Raw genomic sequence first — 25,220 nt, 5'->3', positions numbered from 1 at the left:
CCGAAGCCGACCGGCACCCGTCAGCCAAACCCGCCAACTTGGTACCGAAGGCAACTCATGTGGTGCCCGACCGACTCACAACCAGATCACTAGGCCGGGCCCGCCACCACCGACACCGTCTTCGGCAGCGACACGCCGGAGCCGTCGCGGCGCGGGTCGATGTCCGGGAGCTGGGCCGGTGTGCCGTTCTTCTGGGCGGCCAGCGCCGGGGTCGGGCCCGCCCAGGCGAAGGCCAGGCAGTCCTCGCCCTTCAGGAACCGCTGGCAGCGCACGCCACCCGTGGCGCGCCCCTTGCGCGGGTACTGGTCGAACGGCGTGAGCTTGGCCGTGGTCTGCACGGAGTCGTCCAGGGTCCCGCGCGAACCGGCCACCGTGAAGACCACCCCGTCCACGGCCGGGTCCACCGCCGTGAAGGAGATGACCTTGGCTCCGTCGGTGAGCTTGATGCCCGCCACACCACCCGCCGGACGGCCCTGCGCGCGCACCTGTGCGGCCTGGTAGCGCAAGAGCTGCGCGTCGTCCGTGATGAAGACCAGGTCCTCGTCACCGGTGCGCAACTCGACGCCGCCGACGATGCGGTCGCCCTCCTTGAGGGTGATGACCTCCAACTCGTCCTTGTTGGACGGGTAGTCGGGCACCACCCGCTTGACCACGCCCTGCTCCGTGCCGAGCGCCAGGCCCGGCGAGGACTCGTCCAGGGTGGTCAGGCAGACGACCGTCTCGTCGTCCTCCAGGGACACGAACTCCGCCAGCGGCGCGCCGCCCGCCAGGTTCGGCGCCGGCATGGACTCGGGGAGCTGGGGCAGGTCCACGACGTTCACCCGCAGCAGACGTCCGCCGGACGTCACCACGCCGACCTCGCCGCGCGCGGTGGCCGCCACCGCCGAGACGATCAGGTCGTGCTTGACGCGCTTGGCACCGGCCTCCGTGACCAGGGGATCGGCGTTCGCGGTGCGGGCCAGCAGGCCCGTCGAGGAGAGCAGCACCCGGCACGGGTCGTCCGCCACCTGGAGCGGCACGGCGGCGACCGGGACGCCGCCCGACTCCAGCAGCGTCGTACGGCGGTCGGTGCCGAACTTCTTGGCGACCGAGGCCAGTTCGGCGGAGACCAGCTTGCGCAGCTCGGCGTCCGAGTCGAGGATTCGGGTCAGCTCCTCGATCTCCGCGTTGAGCCGCTCCTTCTCGGCCTCCAGCTCGATGCGGTCGTACTTGGTGAGCCGGCGCAGCGGCGTGTCCAGGATGTACTGGGTCTGCACGTCGCTCAGCGAGAAGTGCTCCATCAGGCGCTGCTTGGCCTGCGCGGAGTTCTCGCTGGAGCGGATGAGGCGGATGACCTCGTCGATGTCGAGCAGTGCGGTGAGCAGGCCCTCCACCAGGTGCAGCCGGTCGCGCTTCTTGCTCCGGCGGAACTCGCTGCGGCGCCGTACGACGTTGAAGCGGTGGTCGAGATAGACCTCCAGCAGCTCCTTGAGGCCCAGGGTGAGGGGCTGGCCGTCCACCAGGGCGACGTTGTTGATGCCGAAGGACTCCTCCATCGGCGTCAGCTTGTAGAGCTGCTCCAGGACCGCCTCGGGCACGAAGCCGTTCTTGATCTCGATGACCAGGCGCAGTCCGTGTTCGCGGTCGGTGAGGTCCTTGACGTCCGCGATGCCCTGGAGCTTCTTCGAGCCCACCAGGTCCTTGATCTTCGCGATGACCTTCTCGGGACCGACCGCGAAGGGCAGCTCGGTGACGACGAGGCCCTTGCGCCGGGCCGTCACCGTCTCCACGGACACCGTCGCGCGGATCTTGAAGGTGCCGCGGCCCGTCTCGTACGCGTCCCGGATGCCGGGCAGGCCCACGATCCGGCCGCCGGTGGGCAGGTCGGGGCCCGGCACGTGCTTCATCAGGGCGTCGAGATCGGCGTTCGGGTTCCGGATCAGGTGCCGGGCGGCGGCGATCACCTCGCGCAGATTGTGCGGCGGCATGTTGGTCGCCATGCCGACCGCGATGCCGGAGGCGCCGTTGACCAGCAGGTTCGGGAAGGCGGCGGGCAGCGCCACCGGCTCCCGCTCCTGGCCGTCGTAGTTGGGACCGAAGTCGACGGTGTCCTCGTCGATGGACTCCGTCATCAGGCTGGTGGCCTCGGCCATCCGGCACTCGGTGTACCGCATGGCGGCGGGCGGGTCGTCGTTGCCCAGCGAGCCGAAGTTGCCGTGGCCGTCCACCAGGGGGACGCGCATCGAGAAGGGCTGGGCCATGCGCACCAGCGCGTCGTAGATCGACGCATCGCCGTGCGGGTGCAGCTTGCCCATGACCTCGCCGACGACGCGGGCGCACTTCACGTAGCCGCGCTCGGGCCTGAGGCCCATCTCGTTCATCTGGTACACGATCCGGCGGTGCACCGGCTTGAGGCCGTCGCGGGCGTCCGGCAGTGCACGGGAGTAGATGACCGAGTACGCGTACTCGAGGAAGGAGCCCTGCATCTCGTCGACGACGTCGATGTCGAGGATCTTCTCCTCGTACGAGTCGTCGGGCGGCGGGGTCTTCGTACTACGGCGGGCCATCGCTGCCGGCTCCTTGCTGAAGCGTGAACGGTGATCTGACGCCGTCCATTGTGGACTGCGGCACTGACAGCCACCGACCAGGACCCGTCACGGGCTGCCCGGCCCGGCGCTGCCCGCAGGGTACGCCCTCCTCCGGCGCCCTCGTCCCCGGCGGGCCGCCAACCCCGTTCTCGCTCTCGGCGTAGGAGGCCCGGGAACTCCACCGGCGTCCCGCACGCTTGCATACAGTGGCAGGATCGGCGGAATTCCGCAGTTCCGCCCAATGATCCACCCAGTGATTCCACCAAGGATTCCGCGATCGAAGGGACGTACATGCCCATGGGTCACACGGCCACAGCCCAGGCAGACTCCGGCGGCCTGACAGCGACCGAGCACCGCCTGGCCAACGGCCTGCGCGTGGTGCTCTCCGAGGACCACCTGACCCCGGTCGCTGCGGTGTGCCTCTGGTACGACGTCGGTTCCCGCCACGAGGTCAAGGGACGTACCGGCCTGGCTCACCTTTTCGAGCACCTCATGTTCCAGGGCTCCGCCCAGGTCAAGGGCAACGGCCACTTCGAGCTGGTGCAGGGCGCCGGCGGCTCGCTCAACGGCACCACCAGCTTCGAGCGGACCAACTACTTCGAGACCATGCCCGCCCACCAGCTGGAGCTCGCCCTCTGGCTGGAGGCCGACCGCATGGGCTCCCTGCTGTCCGCCCTGGACGAAGAGTCGATGGAAAACCAGCGGGACGTCGTCAAGAACGAGCGCCGCCAGCGCTACGACAACGTCCCCTACGGCACGGCCTTCGAGAAGCTGACCGCCCTCGCCTACCCGGAGGGCCACCCCTACCACCACACGCCGATCGGCTCCATGGCCGACCTGGACGCGGCCACCCTGGAGGACGCCCGCGCGTTCTTCCGCACGTACTACGCGCCGAACAACGCGGTGCTGTCGGTCGTCGGCGACATCGACCCCGAGCAGACGCTGGCCTGGATCGAGAAGTACTTCGGTTCCATCGCCTCGCACGACGGCAAGCAGGCCCCCCGGGACGGCTCGCTGCCCGACGTCATGGGCGGCCAGCTCCGCGAGGTCGTCGAGGAGGAGGTCCCGGCCCGCGCCCTGATGGCGGCCTACCGCCTCCCGGAGGACGGCACGCGCGCGAGCGACGCGGCCGACCTGGCGCTCACCGTCCTGGGCGGCGGCGAGTCGTCCCGCCTGTACAACCGGCTGGTGCGGCGCGACCGTACGGCCGTCGCCGCCGGTTTCGGCCTGCTGCGGCTCGCCGGGGCGCCCTCCCTGGGGTGGCTGGACGTGAAGACGTCCGGTGACGTCGAGGTGCCGGTCATCGAAACCGCCATCGACGAGGAGCTGGCCCGGTTCGCCGAGGAGGGCCCCACCGCCGAGGAGATGGAGCGCGCCCAGGCCCAGCTGGAGCGCGAGTGGCTGGACCGGCTGGGCACGGTCGCCGGCCGCGCCGACGAACTGTGCCGGTACGCCGTGCTGTTCGGCGACCCGCAGCTCGCCCTCACCGCCGTGCAGCGGGTGCTCGAGGTGACGGCGGCGGAGGTCCAGGAGGTCGCCAAGGCCCGCCTGCGCCCCGACAACCGCGCGGTGCTCGTCTACGAGCCGACCGCCCCCACCGACGAGAACGCCGCCGAGAACGACGCCACCGACGAGAACGAGGAGGCGGCCAAGTGACCGACCTCGCCACGATGGACTTCCACGCCCAGCCGCAGGCCGGCGAGCCCAAGCCGTGGGCATTCCCCGCGCCCGGCCGCGGCAGCCTCGACAACGGGCTGACGGTGCTGCGCTGCCACCGCCCCGGCCAGCAGGTCGTCGCCGTCGAGGTGCTCCTCGACGCACCCCTGGACGCCGAGCCGGCGGGCCTCGACGGTGTCGCCACGATCATGGCGCGCGCCTTCTCCGAGGGCACCGACAAGCACTCCGCCGAAGAGTTCGCCGCCGAGCTGGAGCGCTGCGGTGCCACCCTCGACGCGCACGCCGACCACCCCGGCGTCCGGCTCAGCCTGGAGGTGCCCGCCTCGCGCCTCGCCAAGGCGCTCGGCCTCGTCGCCGACGCCCTGAGGGCACCCGCCTTCGCGGACAGCGAGGTCGAACGGCTGGTCCGCAACCGCCTCGACGAGATCCCGCACGAGCTGGCCAACCCGGCCCGCCGCGCGGCCAAGGAGCTCTCCAAGGAGCTGTTCCCGGCCGGGACCCGCATGTCGCGCCCGCGCCAGGGCACCGAGGAGACGGTCGAGGCCATCGACGCCGGCTCCGTACGCGCCTTCTACGAGAGGCACGTCCGCCCCGCCACGGCCACCGCCGTGGTCGTCGGCGACCTCACCGGCGTCGACCTGGACGCGCTGCTGGGCGAGACGCTGGGCGCGTGGACCGGCTCCGCCGCCGAACCCCGTCCCGTGCCGCCGGTGACCGCCGACGACCGGGGCCGGGTCGTCATCGTGGACCGGCCCGGCGCCGTCCAGACGCAGTTGCTGCTCGGCCGCACCGGATCCGACCGGCACGACCGCGTGTGGGCCGCACAGGTGCTCGGCACCTACTGCCTCGGCGGCACCCTCACCTCCCGCCTGGACCGCGTCCTGCGCGAGGAGAAGGGCTACACCTACGGCGTCCGGGCGTTCGGGCAGGTGCTGCGGTCCGCGCCGGACGGCACCGGCGCCGCCATGCTCGCCATCAGCGGCTCCGTCGACACCCCCAACACCGGTCCCGCCCTGGAGGACCTGTGGACGGTGCTGCGCAAGCTCGCCGCGGAGGGGCTCACCGACCCCGAGCGTGACGTGGCCGTGCAGAACCTGGTGGGTGTGGCGCCGCTGAAGTACGAGACGGCCGCGGCCGTGGCGAGCACCCTGGCCGACCAGGTCGAGCAGCATCTGCCCGACGACTACCAGGCGACGCTCTACCGTCAACTGGCCGCCACGGGCACCGTGGAGGCCACGGCGGCGGTCGTGAACGCCTTCCCGGTCGACCGTCTGGTGACCGTCCTCGTCGGTGACGCCGCGCAGATCAAGGAGCCCGTCGAGGCCCTCGGCATCGGTGAAGTCACCGTGGTGGCGGCCGAATAGCGGCACGCGCGGGAGGAGGCCCCGGTGACCGGAGTGTCACCGGGGCTGCCGTTTGTCCGAATTGAGGGAGAGGCTGCCTGTCTGCCCTGTGGCATGCGCTACAAAAGCGCTGTTGCGTTTGAGGATTGAACACAGCCGCGTTTAGCGTCATCCGGGCTGTTCGTCAGGCAGTGCGCCGCACCCGCGGCACCGGACAGTCATCGCCGAGTCCCCGTACGGCGCGAGCCAGGGGAGCCGGGGACCCACCGTAGTCCCTGGGGTGAATCGGACGCCCGCGCGCGCAGCGAGGGGGTCCGTAGGAGACCTTCCTGCTCCGAACCCGTCAGCTAACCCGGTAGGCGAGAGGGAAGGAAAGGACCAGCCTCTACATGGCGTTCACGCGCGCCACCGGGAAGCACCGGCGTCCCAGCAGGATGCACCGCAGTACCGCCCGCGCGGCGGGTGTCGCGGCCCTCGCCACCACCGGCGTCGTCGGCACCCTCGCGGCTCCGGCGCTCGCCGCCGAGCCCGAGGTGGAGCGGAGCGGACTCACCCCGGTCATCAGCATCGGCGACTCCCTGGCCGAGGAGATCGACGCCCAGGCCCTCGCACAGCGGCAGGCCGCCGCGGACGCCGCCGCCCGTGAGGCGGCCCAGGAGGCCGCGCGCGAGCGGGCCGCCGAGGCGGCCAAGGAGGCGCGCGAGGCCAAGGAGCGCGCCGCGCGGGAGGCGGAGCGCAAGCGCCTCAACACCTTCGTCCCGCCGATCACCTCCTCCTACGTCTCCACCGCGTACCAGGCCGGCAGCTCCCTGTGGTCCTCCGGCAGCCACACCGGCATCGACTTCCACGCCTCCAGCGGTACGACCGTGCACGCGGTCGGCGTCGGCACCGTCGTCGAGGCCGGCTGGGGCGGGGCGTACGGCAACCAGGTCGTGATCAAGATGCACGACGGCACGTACACGCAGTACGGGCACCTGTCGTCCGTCGGCGTCTCCGTCGGCCAGTCGGTCGACCCCGGCCAGCAGATCGGCCTCTCCGGCGCCACCGGCAACGTCACCGGGCCCCACCTGCACTTCGAGGCCCGTACGAGCCCCGAGTACGGCTCGGACATGGACCCCGTCGCCTACCTCCGCTCCCACGGCGTGAACGTCTGACGGCGGACCCCGCCACACCATCCGAAAGCCCCGGCCTCCGAGCCGGGGCTTTCGGTTTTCGTCGGCGCGCGGCCGCCCGTCGTAGGCCAAAAAATATCCATGAAATCCGCTCCGCCGTCGGAATATCCGCTTGATTGGCCTAGAGTCGCTGGACACGTCAATCGTCGACGTTTCACGGGGATTAAGGCGGAGGTCGGTCATGCGTATTCCGGCGCATTCGGTGTGCACGGCGATCCGGGACGACATCGTCGCCGGAGTCCACGCGCGCGGGGGCCGGCTCACCGAGGAACTCCTCGCCCGCCGCTACGGCGTCTCCCGCGTCCCGGTCCGCGAGGCCCTGCGCACGCTGGAGGCCGAGGGCTTCGTGGTGACCCGGCGGCACGCGGGCGCGTGCGTCGCGGAACCGACCGAACAGGAGGCCGCCGACCTGCTGGAGACCCGTACGCTCCTGGAGCCCCTCGGCGCCGCCCGGGCCGCCCGGCGCCGGACCGACGCCCACCTCAAGGTGTTGCGCGGCCTGGTCCGCCTGGGGCAGGAACGCGCCAGGCAGGGCAGTGGCGAGGATCTGCGTTCCCTGGGCGGCTGGTTCCACGAGACCCTCGCCCAGGCCGCCGGCAGCCCCTCCCTGACGGCGCTGCTGACCCAGCTGCGCCACAAGATCGCCTGGATGTACGACGTGGACGCGCCGGCCGGGCCGGTGGAGTACTGGGCCGAGCACGGCGCGATCCTCGACGCGGTGGCCCGGGGCGACGGCGACCGCGCGCGGGCGCTCATGGCGCTGCACACCGAGCGGTCGGCGCCGGGACACCGCCTGCGATTCGCCTCCGGCGGCGGCAGGACGGAGCGTGTGAGGAACTCGCAACGTCCCGTAAACACGGCGAGCCTGCGGCATTAACACGGGTCCCGTATACAAAGAGCAGGAATTTCGGGGGGCTTTTTTCGGCTGCCCATATTCCAGGTGTCCAGATTTGAGCTGCTCGGACGGAAATTGGGCAGCCGAATGGCACAGCGAAAGGCCCGCGGAGTCAGCGACCGCCGAAGGCGGGCAGGGCGAGGGCCGAATGGGCCGGGCGGGGCTCCGGTGCGGGCATGGCGCTGAGGCCGCGCAGCCGGTCGTTGCGCTGCTCCAGGGCCCGGGCGGTGGTCGGGAAGAGGGTGGCGCCGCCCTGGCCGACCAGGTTCTGGTTCAGGGTCACGAAGTCACGGGTGCCGTGTTCGTAGGCCGCGAAGCCCGCGGCATGGTCCCGGTCGGCCAGGGAACCGGCCAGCATGTAGGCGCCGACGAGGGCGAGGCTGGTGCCCTGTCCGGTGAGGAACGAGGGCGCGTACGCGGCGTCGCCCACCAGCGCGACCCTGCCGCTGGACCAGCGGGGCATGCGGATCTGGCCGACCGCGTCGAAGAACACGTCGTCCGCGTCGTGGAGGGCGGTCAAAATGCCCGGGACCTCCCAACCGGCGTCGGCAAAGACCTCGGCGAGCAGGTCCCGTTGGGCTTCCGGGCTGCCGAAGGCGTCGAAGGGCGGCTCCGGCCGGGCGAAGTTCAGGAAGGCGTGCACTTCGTCGTCGTCCCCCACGGCGTAGAGGGCGGCGGCCCTGCCCGGGGTGTTCCACATGACCGTCTCGTGGGAGAGGCCGAAGGTGTTGCGCATGGTGAACACGGCGAAGCAGTAGCCGAGGTACCGGTGGAACTTCTCCTCGGGGCCGAAGAGCATCTCCCGGGTACGTGAGTGCATGCCGTCGGCGCCGAACACCATGTCGAAGGTACGGCTGCCGCCACCGCGGAAGGTGACGTCGACCCCGTGCTCGGACTGGTCGAGGGTGTCGACGGAGTCGTTGAAGAGGAACTCCACGTCGTCCCGGACCGCCATGTACAGCGCGTCCGTCAGATCCCCGCGGCGTATCTCCAGGTCCCGTCCGGCGACACCGCCGGTGACGGCGTGCGGGTGGAGCGAGGCCACCTCGCCGCCGTCCCCGTCCATGAAGGTGAGCCGGCGCAGGTCGATGTGCGCGTCCCGCAGCTGCGGCAGGATCCCCATCCTCTCCACGACGTCGAGCGCGGTGCCGCGCACGTCGATGGGGTAGCCGCCGCTGCGGAGCGTGCCGGCCTTCTCCACCACGGTGACCTCGAATCCGTGGCGGTTGAGCCAGAAGGCCAGGGCGGGACCGGCGATGCTGGCCCCGGAGATCAGGACCTTGGGCCCCGGTGCGGTGCGGGTCATGCTTTGACTCCCTTGCTCATGGTGCGGGTGACGAAGAGGGCCAGCGACACGACGACGCCGGCGATGACGAATCCGGTGACGTAGGCCGATTCGGCCGCGACCTTCGATCCGGAAGGGGTTCCGGCGGTGAGGAGCGCGCCGCCCAGCTGCCCGCCGACGGCGGAGCCGACCACGCGGCTCACCAGGATCAGGCTGGTCGCGATGCCGGTGTCGCCCTGGTCGACGGCGGTGGCGGTGCTGGTCATCATCGCCGTGACGCACAGGCCGTTGGCCAGCGCGATCAGCACCTTGCCGACGACGAGGTGCCACACCTCGGAGTGGACGGCCGCCACGGCGAGCAGGCCGACGGTCATCATGACGACACCGGTGTTGACCACGGCACGCGAGCCGAAACGCCGGTCCCCGATCCCGCCGAGCGGCCCGGCCAGCGTCGCGGCGATGGCGCCGGGCAGCAGGAAGAAACCGATCTCGGTGGCGCTGGCCCTGAACCCGTACCCGTCGCCGCGCTCGTCGAGCAGCTGCGGAATCAGATAGACCGCCATCGTGGTACCGAGGCAGATGACGAACGTGAGCACGCACGCCTTCCATATCGCGGGCCGTGCCAGCATGCGCAGGTCGATCATCGGTGCCGCCGCGCGCCGTTCGACCCTCACCCATCCGATGACGAACGCGGCCAGAACCAGCACCAGGGCGACGAGCGCGAGCGGCTGCGAGCCGGCTTCGGGCGCCAGCGCGAGGACGAGCATGAGGGTGACCAGCATCCCGCTCAGCAGCAGCAGGCCGGGCCAGTCGATCCCGGAGTCGTCCGGCCGGCCGGGCGGATCGGCCGGCATCAGCCGGTTCACGAGCAGGGTGGCGCCGATGACCGCGATCGTCGGCAGCGCGAACATCCAGTGCCGGGAGAGCTGTTCCGCCACCGGACCGGCCGACAGCATGCCGACCATCGACCCGCCGACGAAGAGTCCGCTGACCACACCGATGGCCACCTTGGACTCCCCGGCGGGGAGGTGTTTGCGGACCACGATGAACGACAGGGGCAGCGCGCCGATCATCGCGCCCTGCAACACCTGGCCGGCCAGCAGCACGGGCAGGTTCGGGGCCAGGGCGGACACCGTGCCGCCGACCGAGACCACCGCCATCAGCCGGATCAGGACCCTCTTCCCGCCGTAGCGGTCGCCGAACTTGCCCGCCAACGGGGTGATGAGCGCGCCGGTGATGAGAAGAATGATGCTGAGCAGCGCCCCCTCGGACTGGCTCATGTCCAGTTCGCGTTCCAGGAGCGGGATCGTCGGTGCCACCACCGACTCCAGGGCACCGGTGGACAGCGCCAGTATGCCGAGGGCCCCGACAGCGGCCTTCCCGATGGGGACCGGGGGAGCCAGGGTTGTGGTCATGAGCGTCCTTTCCGTCATGGCCGGGTGAGGGCCGTCGAAGGAGCGGTCAAAGGCGAGGGAGCGGTCGAAGTCGAGGGAGCGGTCAAAGTCGAAGGAGATCCGGTCGTGGTCGGCGCCACCCGGCCGAGAACGGTCACCGCCAGCACGACGCCTGCCGCCGCCGCCACCGCGAGGCCCTCGTGCACCCGGCACAGCACCGCGCCGGTGGCCGCTCCGAGGACGATGAGCGTGACGGCGGCGACCCGGCGCAGGGCACCTCCGCCGCGGGCCGCTCCCAGCCGGGAGTCCGCAGCGAGGCCGGTCAGCGTGGAGGTCACGACCACCGTGGTGACGTCCTTGACCGCCAGGTGGCGTGCCGTCGCCGCCTGCGCCCCCATCGCCAGGGCGAGCGCCGCCGCCATCCACGCGCGGGCGCCGGAGCAGTCGGCGCCGACGACGGCCAGACCGAGTGCCGTCGCGGTCAGGAACAGTCCGACACCGCCCAGCAGCGCCGTGCACCGGAGGCTCCAGCCAGGGGCCGCGGTGCGCAGTACCCGCCCGGCCGTCGCCGCGCCGGCGAGGAAGGCCGCCAGCGCCGCGACCGGACCGAGCACCGGCAGCCCCGTACCGCCCGTGGCCGCCATGCCGAGGATGACCACGTTGCCCGTCATGTTGCCCGCGAACACCTGGTCGAGGCGCAGGTATCCGACGGCGTCGACCACGCCCGTCGCGAAGGTGAGGGCGAGCATCAGACCGGGCGACGTCACGTGCTGTCGCAGGGGCCGAAGGCCGCGCGTGCGGACGCGGGCCGCGCGGCCGCTCATCGGCCTGCCGCGTAGCCCTGGGCGCCGCGCGGGTTCGCGGCCGCCCGGAGGACGCCGCTGTCCGGATCACGCGTGACGACCGACAGGCGGCCCTGGCTCCAGGGCCCGGAGACGGTCACGTCGTGGCCGCGTGCGCGCAGCTCGTCGACGACCGCCCCGCCCGCTCGTTCCTCGATCACCAGACCCCCGGGCGTCCAGGTCCGTGGCCAGAACGAACTCGGTACCGCGGTGGTGTGGAACGCGGGCGCGTCGATCGCCGCCTGCGGGTCCATGCCCAGCGCCAGCGTGCGCACCAGGTAGATCAGTTGCCACTGGTCCTGCTGGTCGCCCCCGGGCGTGCCCAGGGCGGCCACGGGGCTGCCGTCGCGCAGCAGCAGGGTCGGAGACAGTGTCGTACGCGGCCGCCGGCCCGGTGCCAGGCGCGACGGGGCGGCCGGGTCCAGCCAGGTCATCTGGAGCCGTGTGCCCAGCGCGAAACCGAGCTCGGGCACGGCGGGGGAGGACTGGAGCCACCCTCCCGACGGTGTGGCGGAGATGATGTTTCCCCAGCGGTCGACCACGTCGATGTGGCAGGTGTCGCCCCGGGTCTCCCCGGTCTGCTGCACGGTGGGTTCTCCCACGCCGTCGGGTCGTTGGGCGTAACCGCGGGTGACGAGCGGTGGTGTGTACGGTGCGACACCGATGTCGCCGGGCCTGAACGCGGTCGAGGCGACCGGGCTGATGAGGCTCGCGCGCTCCTTGCTGTACCGGGGGGACAGCAGACGGCGCACCACGGCCTCCGCCTCCGCCGGGTCGAGGTGCCCGTAGAACGCCTCCCGGTCGGCCAGGGCCAGCTTCATGGCCTCGGTGATGGTGTGGATGCCCTCGGCCGTCGACGGATCGAGCCGCGCGTCGTCGAAGTGGCCGAGCATGGTGAGGGCCTGCAGCAGCACGGGTCCCTGGGACCACAGGCCCGCCTTCGCCACCGTGATCCCCCGGAACTCCGCGGTGACCGCGGGCTCGAGGGACGGGTGGAAGTCGGCGAAGTCGGCGGTGGTGATCACTCCGGCGTGGTCCCCGCCCGAGGAGTGCCGGTGCGGCTGGGCCGCGAACTCCGCCACGGCGGCCGCCACGAACCCGGTGCGCCAGGCGCGTCGCGCGGCCTCGACCCGTGCGGCCCTCGTCCCGGACGTGCCGGCTGCGGCCCCCGCCATGATCAGCCTGCGCAGGGTGCGGGCGTAGGCGGGATTGACGAGCGTGCCGTGCGGCCCGGGGACTCGTCCCCCCGGCATCCACAGGGCGTACGACGTCGGCCAGTGCGTGCGGAAGAGGTCCTCGACCGTGGCCAGGACGCGCGCCAGTTGGGGTACGACCGGGACTCCGCGCTCCGCGTACTCGATCGCGTAGGCCAGGACGTCGGCGAGCTCCCAGGTGCCGTACTCGGCGAGCAGCCGGAGCCAGGAGTCGACGGCGCCCGGGACGGCGGCGGCCAGGGCTCCCGCGCCGGGGACGTGGTCGAGCCCTTCGGCCCGGAAGTGCTCGATCGTGGCTCCGCGCGGGGCGTGGCCCTGCCCCGCCAGCACGAGCGGCGACGCGTCCGCGGCGGTCGCGAGCACGGCGACGAGGTCACCGCCCGGCCCGTTGAGGTGGGGTTCGGCCACGTGCAGCACGAAGGCGCCGGCCGTGGCCGCGTCGAACGCGTTGCCGCCCCGCTCCAGTACGGACTGGGCGGTCGCGGAGGCCAGCCAGTGCGTCGACGCGCACATGCCGAAGGAGCCGCGCAGGGTGGGGCGTGTGGTGTGAGGGGGATCCTCGGTCGGTGACGGTGGTTGACCGGCCATGTCTGTCACATTCCGTTCGCGTGGTGGGCGGCATGGTGGGCGGCCAGGACGTCGCCGCCGAAGTCGGTCTCCGGGTCCCGCCACACGGCGTGCGCGTGGTTGACGCCGCGGTGGACGTTGGTCCATTCGATGAGCAGCCGCGGGCCCTGCAGGCGGTAGTAGTGCGGTTCGCCCGCCCTGGTCGAGCCGGCCCAGGCGAGGTGTACGGCGTCCAGCGCCGCGGGGTCGTCGTAGCGGGCCAGCGGGGAGACCCCGTCCGGCACGCGGTCCAGGTAGGTGCCGAGCAGGGCGCGCAGCAACTCCCGCTGATCCGCGTCGAGTTCGGCACACGGCAGCCCCTGGGGCGTCGGGGTGAGGGCCAGCGCCCGCCGGTCGGCACCGTCGAGGCCGGTGGACGGGTGCTCCGCACGGTCGGGGGTGTGCGTGCCGGGGCGCCAGAGTTCGGCCCGCTTGATCACGCGGTCGTCGACGCGGGGGCTGTTGCCCGCCACGATGTCGTTCGGGGGGCGGGGCAGCAGTACCGCGCGGGCGGCGGACTCGGGGCGCAGGGAGCGGACCAGCTCGCGGGCCATGTCCTCGGCCGTCCCCAGCGGGCGCAGGGTCGCGCCGCCCAGCAGGGGCGAGGCGGCAGGGTCGGCGCCCAGGAAGAAGGGTGTGGTGGCGACGACGCGTCCGTCCACGACGAGGTTGTTGAGCGAGACATGGTGGCCGCCGAACCGCCACCCCCACGGCTGCGGACCACCGGGCTCCCCGAAGACCCGCAGGTAGTACATGCCGGGGTCGCGGGTCCGCTCCCTTCCCCAGTTCACCGAGAAGTCCTCGACGTGGTCGAGTACGTTCTCCAGGCCGAGCACGGTGGCGACGGTGACGTACCCGGCCCGGGACAGTCCGCTCGCGACCAGGCGCATCGCCAACCGGTGCTGGGCTGGGCGCTGCTGGTGGAAGGTCAGGCCGCCGTGGTCCGTGGGCGTGTAGTACCACCGGGTACGTTCGGCCTCGGCCTCAGCCCCGGCTTCGGCCCCGACTTTGGCCCCGGCCGCGCCGCCGGCGCCCGGCGGCGGTCCGGCCGCCACCTCGCGCTGCCCGGCGTCCAGGGAGTCCAGCCACGCCCGGGCAGCCTCGGCCATCCGGTCCGCGACGTCGCGGGCGGCGTCAGCCATGGCCATTGACCCCGAGGAACTCGCGCACCCAGTGAGCCACCGTGTCCGCGAACTCCACGGCGATCCCGTGGCGTCCGCCCTCGATCGAGCGCAGCTCGGCGTTCGGCATGCGTCGCTCCATCAGGACGGCTCCGTCGTAGGGGGCCAGCCGGTCCTCCGTGCCGTGCACGATCAGGGTGGGTGCGGTGATCTCCCCGAGGCTGTCCCGGACCTCGTGCTGCCGGGCGACCTCGTGGCGGCGGGCGCTCTGCTCGGGACTGCGGCGGGTGAGCGTCCGGGTCGGCCGGGCACGCTGCTCGGCCTGCCCCTCGGGCGTGAAGAAGTAGCCCGGGGCCGACTTCTGACGTTTCTCGTGGGACATGTTCAGGAGTTCGTCGATCGCCGCGCTGCCCATCGCGAAGCTCGGCGTGGTGGCGACCAGGACGAGGGACGCGACCCGTGCGGGATGCCGGAGCGCGACGTGCTGCGCGACCGCGCCGCCGAAGGAGGTGCCCAGCAGGTGGGCCCGCTGGAGTCCCAGCGCGTCCAGCAGGGCGACGAGGTCGTCGGCGAGGACGGGCAGCGTGTAGGGATTCGGCGGGTTCACGGTGATCCCCGAATCGCGTTGGTCGTAGGAGATCGCCCGGATCCCCGCGCCGAGCCGCGCGCGGAGCGTGGCGAACTGGGTGCGGTCGCTCTCGCCGCCGTGGACGAGCACGAGCGGCACACCGTCGCCGCTGTCGATGATCCCGACGTCGAGAGCGCCCGCTCGGACGGTCTCTTCCTGGTGCTTGGTCACCACTGGACCTCCCATAGAGATACAGATGCAGCTACAGAAACGGATACAGCTGTATGATTTGAGATTGATCTATCACTTCATGGGCCGCATGACGCAAGGCTCCAACGCGGGTGCGGTGGTGCCGGGCGACGGGGTACAGAGTGGGTGGACGGCTATGCGGCGGGCGTCATACCCGGGAGCCAACGTGGGGGTGATACCGGGGTAGGGGGTGCAGGGAGGGCGAGGCGGTCAGCCCGCGCGCACCCACCCGCGCAGCGCGCCGCAGTACGCCTCGGTGAGCCGGGCGATGACCTCCCGGCGGGACAGACCCGTCTCCCGCAGCAAGTCCTGGATCTCCCGCGGATCGAAGATCATGTTGCTGAGGAAAAGGGCGTGCTCAAGCAGCTCGTCCGGCAGGCCGATCTCGCCGAGCAGCCCGCGCACGGGCTCGCTCCAGGCGTCCCGCAGAGCGACGATGATCTCGTTCCCGTCGTGCAGCCGCTCCAGGTAGCCCCGACGGGACCTGAGTTGCACCAACGCCGGGCCGTGCTCGGCGAGAAGGTCCACCCACTTGTCCACGAGGGCGTCGAACAGCGGCCGCCCCTGCGCGGTCGACGTGGTGCTGAAATCACGGAGCTCCTCGACGACGCTGAGCACATAGGCCGCCAGCACGTCGTCCACCGAGGAGTAGTAGCGGTAGGCGGTGGCCGGACCGATCTCCGCGCGGGACGCGACCGCCTGCATGGTGAGCCCGTCGGGTGCCTCCCGGGCGAGCTCGCCGACGGCCTGGAGGAGGCGCCGGTGGTTGCGGCGGGTGTCGCTGCGCGGCTTGCGCCGCCCGCGTGGGTCGGCCTGCTGATCGGTCACGGGCCTCCTCCGCCTCATGGAAGTGCGGGCAAAGGGTATCGCCTCGGGGTAGCGGCTCCGGCTGAGGCGCCGTGCGACCTGCTCAGGAGCGCGCATCGCCGAAGTAGCCGACGATGCGTTCCAGCCCGGTCCACAGGTCGTCCTCGGAGGCCGCGAACGAGATCCGGACGTGCCCCTCGCCCGAGGGCCCGTACTCGGCGCCGGCCCGGACCAGCACCTGCCGCGCGGCGAGTTCGCGGACGACCGTCTCGGAGGGCAGGCCGGTGTCGTAACGCAGGAACCCGTAGAACGCTCCCTCCGGCGGAACCAGGTGCAGGCCGGGCACGCCGGACAGCCGCCCGACCACTAGCTCGCGACGCCGCCGGTACCGGTCGAGCATCGCGTCGACGACGCCGTCCGGCAGGTCGAGGGCGGCGAGGGCCGCGTGCTGGACCGCCGTGTTCAACGAGCCGTTCCAGGTGCGGTGCGCCTGCGCCGCCGCGTCCACCACCTCGCGCGGCCCCGTCAGGTATCCCACCCGCCAGCCGGTCATGGCGTACGTCTTGGAGAACGTCTGGACGTACACCGTCCGGTCGCGCAACGACTCGATCTCCAGCGCCGAGGTCGCTTCGTGTCCCGGGTGGACCAGCCGGTGATACGCCTCGTCGCTGACGACCAGGGTGTCGGATCCGTCGAGGAGCTTCCCGAGGGCCTCGAGTTCCTCCGCGCGGTGCACGATGCCGGTCGGGTTCGACGGGTTCGAGAAGATCATCATCGCGGCACCGGGGAGCGCGGCGGCCAACGCGTCGAGGTCCCAGTGCAGGTCCGGGGCGAGCGGGACGAAGTCCACGGTGCCGCCGGCGAGGACGACCAGGTCGGCGTAGAGCGAGTAGGCGGGCTCCGGGACGACCACACGGTCACCGGGGCCGATCGTCGCGAGCACGACCGACGCAAGCGCCGCGGTGGCACCGTGGGTGACCACGACGTCGTCCGCGCTCCACGTACGGCCGGGGAGGGCCGGCAGCCTCGACGCGAGCGCGGTGCGCAGCTCCACCAGCCCCTTCTGGTCGGCGTAGTGGGTGTGTCCCTCGCGCAGGGCGGCCACCGCGGCCCCGACGATCGTCGGCGGGGTCGGGAAGTCCGGCTCCCCCATGGCCAGGGAGACGGTCCCAGGCGGGGCCGGGGCGAGGGCCGGGCGGCGCGAACGGCGGCGCAGTTCCTCGATCCTGAAGGCGGGCGGCGCGGCGGTCATCGGGCCACCACCGCGCGGTCGGGGCGCGCGGCGAGGATGCGCCCGCGGAGCGCGTCCTCCCTCTCGCCGATCCCGTCGACCGCGTCCACGACCTCCGTGACGCGCCGCCGCGGTACGACGACCACGCCGTCGGCGTCACCGACGAGCACGTCACCGGCCGCCACCACCGTGCCGCCGACCGCCACCGGGGCTCCTACGGTGCCGGGCCCGTCCTTGAACGGTCCGGCGGGGGTGATCGCCCGCGCGTAGACGGCCAGGCCCATCCCGGACAGCGCCTGTACGTCGCGGACGGCGCCGTCGACCACGGCGCCGGTGACTCCGGCGTTCACCATGATCTCGCCGATGAGGTCGCCGATCAGCGCGCGGGTCGTGTCTCCGTGCCCGTTGACGACCAGGACGTCGCCCGGCCGGGCTTCGTCGAGCGCCCTGTGGACGGCGAGGTTGTCACCCGACCGCACGTCCACCGTGAGGGCGTTCCCCAGGAGGGCGGCGCGCCCGGTGAACAGGCGGATGCCGCCGTCCATGACGGTCATCCGCTCCAGCGCGTCGCCGACGTGGGCGGCCGGCACTTCCCCCAGACGGCGCGTCTCGGCCGCGGGAGCGCGGTCCCAGCTCGGAGCGACGGACACGCCGTCCGTCGTCGCGGCAATGAACACGATGACACTCCATTCTTAAATGAGGCATCTCTCTCAGATAAGAAGGACCATAGCCGCCCCACCGCCCGGCCACAATGCTTGGAGCCGCCGTTACCGGCGCCGCTTCCAGATCGACGCTCCGGCGCAGAGGAGGCCGATCAGGAACGGATGGACGGCGCCTCGTTCGATGAGGCCGATGATGCCGATGGGGTTGTCGCCGGCCGTGAGGATCAGCGCGAGGTAGAGCACCATGGAGATCAGGCCGATCACGCCGACCGTGGTCAGGGCTCGTCCCATCCGCGGCGGGATGCCGATGCGCCGCCACCGGCGTCCGAGCACGATGGCGAGCACGTTCCCGCCGATGAAGCCGGCGAAGGCGCCCATGCTGTGGTACTCGCCGGTGCCGTTGTCGAGCGCCTCGCCGGATCCGGGATACAGCGCGAGCAGGACGCCGCCGACGGCAAGCAGCGTCGCGGGGACGAGCGTTGCCCAGCGGCGCCCTCCCGACAGATCTCGCAGGGTGGCCGTGCCCGCCAGGATCGTGATCCCGAAGAGGAGGAATCCGGTGTTCATCAACCAGGCCAGGGGCGAGTACATGTACTGCCCGAACAGGGTCGAGGGCCCGTGGACGCCGAGGTTGCTGATGAAGTGGTACGTGTAGCTGTAGGCGGGGTCGGTCCAGGCCGCGGCGGAGATGAACTCCCCGAGCAGGAAGACCGCCGGCCCGGCGACGAGTAACGCTCCCGCCACTCGCCGCTGCGTCGACGGGCCCGCGCCGGAGGCGGGTATCTCGCGCTCTTCGGGCCGCGAGCCCATGGCTTCGGACATGTCGTGTCCCTTTCTGATGGCCGAGGTTGGCGCCCGAGCCGCCGAAGAGGGCGGGGCGAGGCCGGAGGAGATGAGTGGAGCGGTTCAGATTCCCGGAGTGCCGAACCACTGGGCAGCGGCCCGTGCGAAGGCGTCGTGATCGGGAGTCTCGCCCGCCCAGGCCACGACGCCGTCGGGGCGGACCAGTACGGCCGCCAGCCCGAGGGCGTTGCGCACCGGACCGGCCGCGTACCGGATCCGGCCCTCCCATCCCTGTGCCGCACCGCGCAGCGCGTGGTCGGCGGTGAAGTCGAGCGCGACGCCCCGGCCGTTGTGCATCAGGTCGCCGAGACGGGTGCCGTCGTCGAAGCGGAAGTCCGGGGCGCTGCGGCCGACGAGCGGGTGCTCGTTGTCCAGGTCGTAGTGGGTGAACAGGCCCGATGTCCTGCGGTGGACGTGGGTCGTCCCGTCGGGGGTGCTCATCAGGTCGAGGACCAGCCCGCGCAGCGCGGCCGCGTTGGGGCCCGGCTTCATGGTCGCCACCTGGGCTCGCGACCAGTCGAGCACCGCGGCGCCGACGGGGCGGCGCTCACCGGTGTAGCTGTCGAGCAGGGCCTCGGGCGCGTGTCCGCCTACGGTCGCGGCGAGCTTCCAGCCGAGGTTCATGGCGTCGCCGATGCCTGGGTTGAGCCCCTGCCCGCCCAGCGGCGAGTGGATGTGCGCGGCGTCGCCGGCGAGCAGCACGCGCTCCTCGCGGTAGGTCGTCACCTGCATCGCGCGGTCGGTGAAGCTGGAGGCGAGACGGACCTCGTCCAGCGTCACGTCGGTGCCGGAGACGCGGCGCAGCACCGACTGGAGGTGGTCGCGGGTCAGCGGCGCGGAGCGGTCGAAGGCGCCGCCGTCGAAGTCCATCATGCCCAGGTGCCCTTCGAGCGGCGTGCGCAGGTACATGCCGTTCGCCGTCGGATGGAATCCGAGGGGCAGCTGCTCGGGGTCGGCGAAGGTGACCTGGGCGACGTAGCCGGTGAACAACGGCTCGGTGCCGAGGAATTCGAAACCCGCGAGCGCGCGTACCGCGCTGCGCCCGCCGTCGCATCCCACCAGCCGGCGCGCCCGGTGCTGCCGCCCGCCCGCCGTGGCGACGATGCCCTCGGCGTCCTGGCTCAGGGCCGTGACGGGAGCGCCCCGGACGATCTCCACGCCGAGCGGTCCGGCACCCGCTATGGCCACGTCGTGCATGGGAGTCTCCCTTCTGGAACCAGAGCGTGGGGCTGCCCCGGCCGGATGAGACGGTCAGCGCAGACGGGTGAGGCCGTCGAGGACGACGGCGACGCCGGTGAGGAACTGCGCGCGGTCGTCGTGCTCTCTCATCTGGCCGACGACGGCGTGCATGAACGGGTGGTCCTCGGGGTCGAGTCGCTGCCACGCCGCCGAGGTCGCGTCGAAGAACTCCTCGCGATCCGACTCGGGGTCGATCCCTGAGGTGTCCCCCTCGATGCGGGCGTTCTGGCTGACCGCTCCGAGGATGTAGTGCACGAGTGTCGAGGCCGCGTCGAACCAGCGGGCCTGCGGCACGCCCAGGGCACCCACCTGCCGCCCGATCCGCTCGAAGATCCCCACCGTCACCGGGCCCACCGGGTTGCGGATGATCTGGAGCGTCAGCCGGGTGGCGAGCCACCGGTGCTCCGCGATCGCGTCGAACAGGGCCAGCGCGACGACGCGGATCTCTTCCTGCGGCGCCGATCCGGCCCGGGCGGGCTTCGTCGCCAGCGCGGCCAGGACGACCGTCTCGGTCGCCGCGTCCAGGAGCTCGTCCCGCTTGCCCACGTGATAGGAGATCGCCCCGGACCCGGTGGACAGCCGCTCACTCAAGGCCCGGACGGTCAGCGCGCCCTCGCCACCCGAGTCCAGCAGCTCGATGGCGGCCTCGATGATCTGCTCCCGGGAGAGCACCTGGTTACGCCGCTGAGACCGGCGCGCTGGCGTTGTCATGCGGCCATGCTGACATATTTGGTACGCCGTGCCAACTTGGCACCGCGTACCAAAGTGCCGTAGCGTCCCTCTTGGCACGCTGCACCAAATCGGCTCGGCGAGCACGCCGCGCCGCCCCCGCTCACGAGGGAGTCGACTTGGAAACCGTCACGATCATCGGCGCCGGACTCGGCGGACTGACTCTGGCCCGCGTCCTGCACGTCCACGGCATTCCTGCCGAGGTCTACGAAGCGGAAGCCTCCCCCGAGGCGCGCGCCCAGGGCGGAATGCTCGACATCCACGACTACAACGGACAGCTCGCCCTCGAGGCGGCCGGCCTGATGGAGGAGTTCCGCGCGATCACCCTCGAAGGCCGCCAGGCGATGCGCGCCCTGGGGCACGACGGCAGCGTCCTGTTCGAGAAGGCCGACGACGGCACCGGGGGCCGCCCGGAAGCGCAGCGCGCGGACCTGCGGCGGATGCTGCTCGACGCGCTGCCCGAAGGCACCGTTCGCTGGGGCCGCAACGTCTCCGGCGCCAGGAGCCTCGGCGACGGTCGCCACGAGGTGACGTTCGCCGACGGCGGCACCCTCACCACGAGCCTGCTGGTCGGCGCCGACGGCGCCTGGTCACGCATCCGCCCGCTGCTGTCGGCGGCGATACCCGCTTACGTCGGCACGTCCTTCGTGGAGACCTACCTGTTCCACGCCGACACCGGGCACCCGGCCGCCGCGAAGGCGGTCGGCGGTGGCTCGATGTTCGCCCCGGCACCGGACAGGACGATCACCGCGCACCGTGAACGCGGCGACACCCTGCACGCCTACGTGTCGCTCACCAGGCCGCTGGAGTGGTTCGAGGCCATCGACTTCTCCGACCCGGCCGCGGCCGCCGCCCGCGTCGCGGCCGAGTTCGACGGCTGGGCGTCCGAACTGACCGCGCTGATCACCGACACCGACACCCCGCCCGTCCTGCGCCCGCACCACGCCCTGCCCGAGGGGCATCGGTGGCAGCGGACGCCCGGGGTGACCCTGGTCGGTGACGCCGCCCACCTTCAGGCCCCCGACGGTGAAGGAGCCAACTGGGCCATGTGCGACGGCGCCGAACTCGCCCACGCCCTCGCGGCCCACCCCGACGACACCGAGGCCGGCCTCAACACCTACGAGCAGGCCATGTTCACCCGCATGAGCCACGCCGACGACGAGACGGCCAAGCACCTCGAGGAGATGTTCGGAGACTCCGTCCCCGAAAGGCTTCTCGCCCTGATGCCCGAGCACCACCAAGAGCAGTCGGCCTGACCACGACGACGGCCCGCACGACCCCGAGCGGGCAGTGCGGGCCGTCGTCGCGAGGCTGCCGTCCGTCAGACGGTCTCGGGAAGCTCCTCGAGCCCCTCGGCGACCAGCTTCGCCAGCCGGTCCAGGGCGATGTCCGCGCCCTCGGCGTCGGAGGCGAGGACGATCTCCTCGCCGCCCTGCGCGCCGAGGCCGAGGACGGCCAGCATGGAGGCCGCGTTGACGGGGGACCCGTCGGCCTTGGCGATCGTCACCGGGACGCCTGTGGCCGTGGCGGCTCGGACGAAGATGGAGGCGGGACGGGCGTGGAGACCCTCGGCCCAGCCGACGTTGACGCGGCGCTCAGCCATGTGATGCTGCCCTTCAGGTGTTCAGAGGGTTGAGGTTGTCTAGACCAGTGTTGTCTAGACCAGTTTCCCACATCGTGAAGCATGCCGGGACGGCCCTGTGCCGTCCCGTCCGGTGCTCGGACCGCGGCCTCGGTCCGAGCTCGTGTCGTCGCTCGTGTCCCCCACAGACTGCCCCGCGCCGTTGTCGTACGCGAGCCGTACTCTGGGGCCCATGCAGACCTCGTCGGACCGGCACGAGTACCCCGCCCACTGGGAAGCCGACGTGGTGCTGCGCGACGGCGGCACCGCGCGCGTCCGCCCCATCACCGTTGATGACGCCGAGCGCCTGGTCAGCTTCTACGAGCAGGTTTCCGACGAGTCGAAGTACTACCGCTTCTTCGCGCCGTACCCTCGCCTGTCCGCCAAGGACGTCCACCGCTTCACGCACCACGACTTTGTGGACCGGGTGGGACTCGCGGCCACCATCGGCGGCGAGTTCATCGCCACCGTACGCTACGACCGGATCGGCCCCACCGGAACACCTGCTTCCGCACCGGCGGAGGAGGCGGAGGTCGCCTTCCTCGTCCAGGACGCCCACCAGGGCCGCGGCGTCGCCTCCGCGCTGCTGGAGCACATCGCCGCCGTCGCCCGCGAGCGCGGGATCCGCCGCTTCGCCGCCGAGGTGCTGCCCGCCAACACCAAGATGATCAAGGTGTTCATGGACGCCGGGTACACCCAGAAGCGCAGCTTCGAGGACGGCGTGGTCCGCCTGGAGTTCGATCTCGAACCCACCGACCGCTCCCTCGCCGTGCAGTACGCGCGCGAGCACCGCGCGGAGGCCCGCTCCGTCCAGCGCCTGCTCCAGCCGGGCTCGGTGGCCGTCATCGGCACCGGCCGGACACCGGGCGGTGTCGGCCGCAGCGTCCTCGGCAACATCCGCGACGCGGGCTACACCGGCCGGCTCTACGCCGTGAACAGGTCCTTCGCCGACGACCTGACGGACCTCGACGGCGTGCCCGCGCACCGTTCCGTGCGCGCCGTCGACGGCCCCGTCGACCTCGCCGTCGTCACCGTCCCCGCCGAGCAGGTCCCCGAGGTCGTCGCCGAGTGCGGCGAGCACGGGGTGCAGGGACTGGTGGTGGTCTCCGCCGGATACGCCGACAGCGGCGCCGAAGGACGCGAACGCCAGCGGGCCCTCGTACGGCAGGCGCGCACCTACGGCATGCGGATCATCGGCCCCAACGCCTTCGGGATCATCAACACCTCACCGGAGGTCCGGCTCAACGCCTCCCTCGCCCCCGAGATGCCGCGCCCCGGACGGATCGGCCTCTTCGCCCAGTCCGGCGCCATCGGCATCGCCCTCCTGTCCCGGCTGCACCGGCGCGGCGGGGGAGTCACCGGCGTCACGGGCGTGTCGACCTTCGTCTCCTCCGGCAACCGGGCCGACGTCTCCGGCAACGACGTCCTCCAGTACTGGTACGACGACCCGGAGACCGACGTCGCGCTGATGTACCTGGAGTCCATCGGCAACCCGCGCAAGTTCACCCGCCTGGCGCGCCGGACCGCGGCCGCCAAGCCGCTGGTCGTGGTGCAGGGCGCACGACACGGCGGCGTGGCCCCCCAGGGTCACGCCGTACGGGCGACACGCCTCCCGCACGCCACGGTCTCCGCGCTGCTCCGGCAGGCCGGCGTGATCAGGGTCGACACGATCACCGACCTGGTGGACGCGGGGCTGCTGCTCGCCCGCCAGCCGCTGCCCGCCGGGCCCAGGGTCGCCATCCTGGGGAACTCCGAATCCCTGGGCCTCCTGACCTACGACGCGTGCCTCTCCGAGGGGCTGCGACCGCACCCTCCGCTGGACCTGACGACGGCGGCCTCGGCGGACGACTTCCACGCGGCGCTCTCCCGGGCGCTCGCCGACGACACCTGCGACGCGGTGGTGGTGACCGCCATCCCGACGGTGGGGGAGGGGCCGGCCGGGGACGCCGCCCTGGCGGAGGCTCTGCGGTCGGCGGCGGCCGCGGTGCCCGCCAAGCCGGTCCTGGTGGTCCACGTGGAACTGGGCGGCCTGGCGGAGGCCCTCTCGGCCGCGGCCAGCACCGCGCCGCAGGCTCCGCCACCCACGGAGCCCCGGCGGCCGACGCCCGCCGAGCCCGGATCGGCCACGGCCCCGGAGCGCCCCGAGCCCCGGAAGGTTCCGGCCACCGGGCCGCAGACCGACGCCCCCGCGGCCACCGAGCCGCCGGCCTCCGCTCCCGCCTCCGGCGACGACACCCGGCTCATCCCCGCCTACCCCGCCGCCGAACGTGCCGTCCGCGCGCTTGCCGAGGCCGTCGCCTACGCCCAGTGGCGGCGTGACGCCGGGGACCCCGGGAAGGTGCCGGAGTACGACGACATCGACGAGAAGGGCGCCGCCGAGCAGATAGCCGGGTACCTCGCGCGCGGGCAGGGGCTCACCCTCGGCGCGGCGGAGACCTGCGAGCTGCTCGGCAGGTACGGCATCGACGTCCACCGCGCGCTGCCCGCCCCCGACCCCGACGAGGCCGCGTCCGCCGCGCGGACCATCGGCTACCCCGTCGCCCTCAAGGCCACCGCCCCCCACCTGCGCCACCGCGCCGACCTGGGCGGCGTACGCCTTGACCTCGCGGACGAGGAGCAACTGCGCAGGGCCTACGCCGAGTTGACCGAACTGTTCGGCAAGCCCGCGGAGCTGCGCCCGGTGGTGCAGGGCATGGCACCGCGCGGCGTCGACACCGTCGTACGGGCCGTCATCGACCCGGCGGCCGGCGCGGTGCTCTCCTTCGGACTCGCCGGCGCCGCCACACAGCTGCTCGGCGACACGGCGCACCGGCTGATTCCGGTCACCGACCGCGACGCCACCTCGCTCATCCGCTCGGTCCGCACCGCGCCCCTCCTCTTCGGCTGGCGCGGCTCGGCCCCGGTCGACGCCCCGGCCCTGGAGGAGCTGCTGCTGCGGGTCTCCCGGCTGGTCGACGACCACCCGGAGGTCGTCGCGGTCACCCTGGAACCGGTGGTGGTGGCCCCGCACGGCCTGAGCGTCCTCAGTGCCTCCGTCCGGCTCGCGCCCCCTCCCGCCAGGGACGACCTCGGCCCCCGGACCCTCCCCGCGTACTGACCGCCCACGGCCCGGACCGGGTCCCGCGGGAGCGTGCCGCACAGTCAGTGGGCCCCCT

19 protein-coding genes, 1 pseudogene and 1 riboswitch are annotated in these 25,220 nt (G+C 72.3%); of the genes and pseudogenes, 6 read left to right on the top strand and 14 right to left on the bottom strand.

Features of this window, described 5'->3' with window-relative positions; all coding sequences use genetic code 11:
• Nucleotides 1-89: 89 nt before the first annotated feature.
• Nucleotides 90-2,546, bottom strand: coding sequence for a DNA topoisomerase (ATP-hydrolyzing) subunit A (locus ACFC1X_RS38250; protein ID WP_376363536.1), 2,457 nt, complete (start codon nucleotides 2,544-2,546; stop codon nucleotides 90-92).
• A gap of 312 nt (nucleotides 2,547-2,858) precedes the next feature.
• Here ACFC1X_RS38250 and ACFC1X_RS38245 point away from each other — a divergent pair, with 312 nt between their 5' ends.
• From ACFC1X_RS38245 to ACFC1X_RS38230, 4 genes are all read left to right on the top strand, one after another.
• On the top strand, nucleotides 2,859-4,223 hold the full coding sequence (locus ACFC1X_RS38245; RefSeq protein ID WP_376363533.1) for a M16 family metallopeptidase: 1,365 nt from the start codon (nucleotides 2,859-2,861) through the stop codon (nucleotides 4,221-4,223).
• Nucleotides 4,220-5,608, top strand: a complete 1,389-nt coding sequence (locus tag ACFC1X_RS38240; protein WP_376363530.1) for a M16 family metallopeptidase — start codon at nucleotides 4,220-4,222, stop codon at nucleotides 5,606-5,608. The genes ACFC1X_RS38245 and ACFC1X_RS38240 overlap by 4 nt, the downstream gene beginning before the upstream one ends.
• 191 nt (nucleotides 5,609-5,799) lie before the next feature.
• Nucleotides 5,800-5,964, top strand: a riboswitch (cyclic di-AMP (ydaO/yuaA leader).
• Between the two features lie 12 nt (nucleotides 5,965-5,976).
• Complete coding sequence (locus ACFC1X_RS38235; protein WP_376363527.1) at nucleotides 5,977-6,741, top strand: M23 family metallopeptidase; 765 nt, start codon at nucleotides 5,977-5,979, stop codon at nucleotides 6,739-6,741.
• A 199-nt stretch (nucleotides 6,742-6,940) separates the two neighbouring features.
• Nucleotides 6,941-7,636, top strand: a complete 696-nt coding sequence (locus tag ACFC1X_RS38230; RefSeq protein ID WP_376363524.1) for a GntR family transcriptional regulator — start codon at nucleotides 6,941-6,943, stop codon at nucleotides 7,634-7,636.
• A 130-nt stretch (nucleotides 7,637-7,766) separates the two neighbouring features.
• Here ACFC1X_RS38230 and ACFC1X_RS38225 read toward each other — a convergent pair whose 3' ends face one another.
• From ACFC1X_RS38225 to ACFC1X_RS38170, 12 genes and pseudogenes are all read right to left on the bottom strand, one after another.
• Nucleotides 7,767-8,960, bottom strand: a complete 1,194-nt coding sequence (locus ACFC1X_RS38225; protein ID WP_376363521.1) for an FAD-dependent monooxygenase — start codon at nucleotides 8,958-8,960, stop codon at nucleotides 7,767-7,769.
• Nucleotides 8,957-10,354 (bottom strand): MFS transporter, encoded by a 1,398-nt coding sequence (locus ACFC1X_RS38220; protein WP_376363518.1) that lies wholly within the window; start codon nucleotides 10,352-10,354, stop codon nucleotides 8,957-8,959. Before ACFC1X_RS38220 ends, ACFC1X_RS38225 begins: the two co-directional genes overlap by 4 nt.
• 14 nt (nucleotides 10,355-10,368) lie before the next feature.
• Nucleotides 10,369-11,100, bottom strand: a complete 732-nt coding sequence (locus ACFC1X_RS38215) for a DUF1275 family protein (RefSeq protein WP_376363515.1) — start codon at nucleotides 11,098-11,100, stop codon at nucleotides 10,369-10,371.
• Nucleotides 11,101-11,153: 53 nt separating this feature from the next.
• Nucleotides 11,154-12,977: a gamma-glutamyltransferase family protein gene (locus ACFC1X_RS38210; RefSeq protein WP_376363513.1), complete on the bottom strand. Its 1,824-nt coding sequence runs from the start codon at nucleotides 12,975-12,977 to the stop codon at nucleotides 11,154-11,156.
• A gap of 5 nt (nucleotides 12,978-12,982) precedes the next feature.
• Nucleotides 12,983-14,137 (bottom strand): DUF3500 domain-containing protein, encoded by a 1,155-nt coding sequence (locus ACFC1X_RS38205; RefSeq protein WP_376363510.1) that lies wholly within the window; start codon nucleotides 14,135-14,137, stop codon nucleotides 12,983-12,985.
• On the bottom strand, nucleotides 14,130-14,915 hold the full coding sequence (locus ACFC1X_RS38200; protein WP_376363507.1) for an alpha/beta fold hydrolase: 786 nt from the start codon (nucleotides 14,913-14,915) through the stop codon (nucleotides 14,130-14,132). Before ACFC1X_RS38200 ends, ACFC1X_RS38205 begins: the two co-directional genes overlap by 8 nt.
• 228 nt (nucleotides 14,916-15,143) lie before the next feature.
• Complete coding sequence (locus ACFC1X_RS38195; RefSeq protein WP_376363504.1) at nucleotides 15,144-15,761, bottom strand: TetR/AcrR family transcriptional regulator; 618 nt, start codon at nucleotides 15,759-15,761, stop codon at nucleotides 15,144-15,146.
• 82 nt (nucleotides 15,762-15,843) lie between these two features.
• Nucleotides 15,844-16,992 (bottom strand): pyridoxal phosphate-dependent aminotransferase, encoded by a 1,149-nt coding sequence (locus ACFC1X_RS38190; RefSeq protein WP_376363501.1) that lies wholly within the window; start codon nucleotides 16,990-16,992, stop codon nucleotides 15,844-15,846.
• A complete protein-coding gene (locus ACFC1X_RS38185; protein ID WP_376363498.1) occupies nucleotides 16,989-17,648 on the bottom strand; it encodes an RraA family protein in 660 nt (219 codons plus the stop codon). Before ACFC1X_RS38185 ends, ACFC1X_RS38190 begins: the two co-directional genes overlap by 4 nt.
• A gap of 90 nt (nucleotides 17,649-17,738) precedes the next feature.
• Nucleotides 17,739-18,455, bottom strand: coding sequence for a DUF998 domain-containing protein (locus ACFC1X_RS38180; protein ID WP_376363495.1), 717 nt, complete (start codon nucleotides 18,453-18,455; stop codon nucleotides 17,739-17,741).
• An 84-nt stretch (nucleotides 18,456-18,539) separates the two neighbouring features.
• Nucleotides 18,540-19,649, bottom strand: a pseudogene (locus ACFC1X_RS38175) (FAD-dependent monooxygenase); the annotation flags it as partial.
• Nucleotides 19,650-19,727: 78 nt separating this feature from the next.
• Entirely contained in the window at nucleotides 19,728-20,426 is a 699-nt protein-coding gene (locus ACFC1X_RS38170; protein WP_376363492.1) for a TetR/AcrR family transcriptional regulator, read from the bottom strand.
• Between the two features lie 137 nt (nucleotides 20,427-20,563).
• Between ACFC1X_RS38170 and ACFC1X_RS38165 the strand changes: the two genes are divergently transcribed.
• Nucleotides 20,564-21,700 (top strand): FAD-dependent oxidoreductase, encoded by a 1,137-nt coding sequence (locus ACFC1X_RS38165; RefSeq protein WP_376363489.1) that lies wholly within the window; start codon nucleotides 20,564-20,566, stop codon nucleotides 21,698-21,700.
• Between the two features lie 65 nt (nucleotides 21,701-21,765).
• Here the strand turns inward: ACFC1X_RS38165 and ACFC1X_RS38160 are convergent, their stop codons facing one another.
• The gene (locus ACFC1X_RS38160; protein WP_122618470.1) at nucleotides 21,766-22,047 is read right to left on the bottom strand and encodes an HPr family phosphocarrier protein; all 282 of its coding nucleotides are present in this window, start codon (nucleotides 22,045-22,047) and stop codon (nucleotides 21,766-21,768) included.
• Between the two features lie 211 nt (nucleotides 22,048-22,258).
• Here ACFC1X_RS38160 and ACFC1X_RS38155 point away from each other — a divergent pair, with 211 nt between their 5' ends.
• On the top strand, nucleotides 22,259-25,162 hold the full coding sequence (locus ACFC1X_RS38155) for a GNAT family N-acetyltransferase (protein ID WP_376363486.1): 2,904 nt from the start codon (nucleotides 22,259-22,261) through the stop codon (nucleotides 25,160-25,162).
• Nucleotides 25,163-25,220: the final 58 nt, after the last annotated feature.

It is taken from the genome of Streptomyces sp. NPDC056128, from assembly GCF_042263835.1.
GTDB lineage: Bacteria > Actinomycetota > Actinomycetes > Streptomycetales > Streptomycetaceae > Streptomyces.
This window is presented reverse-complemented; position numbering and strand designations above follow the sequence as displayed.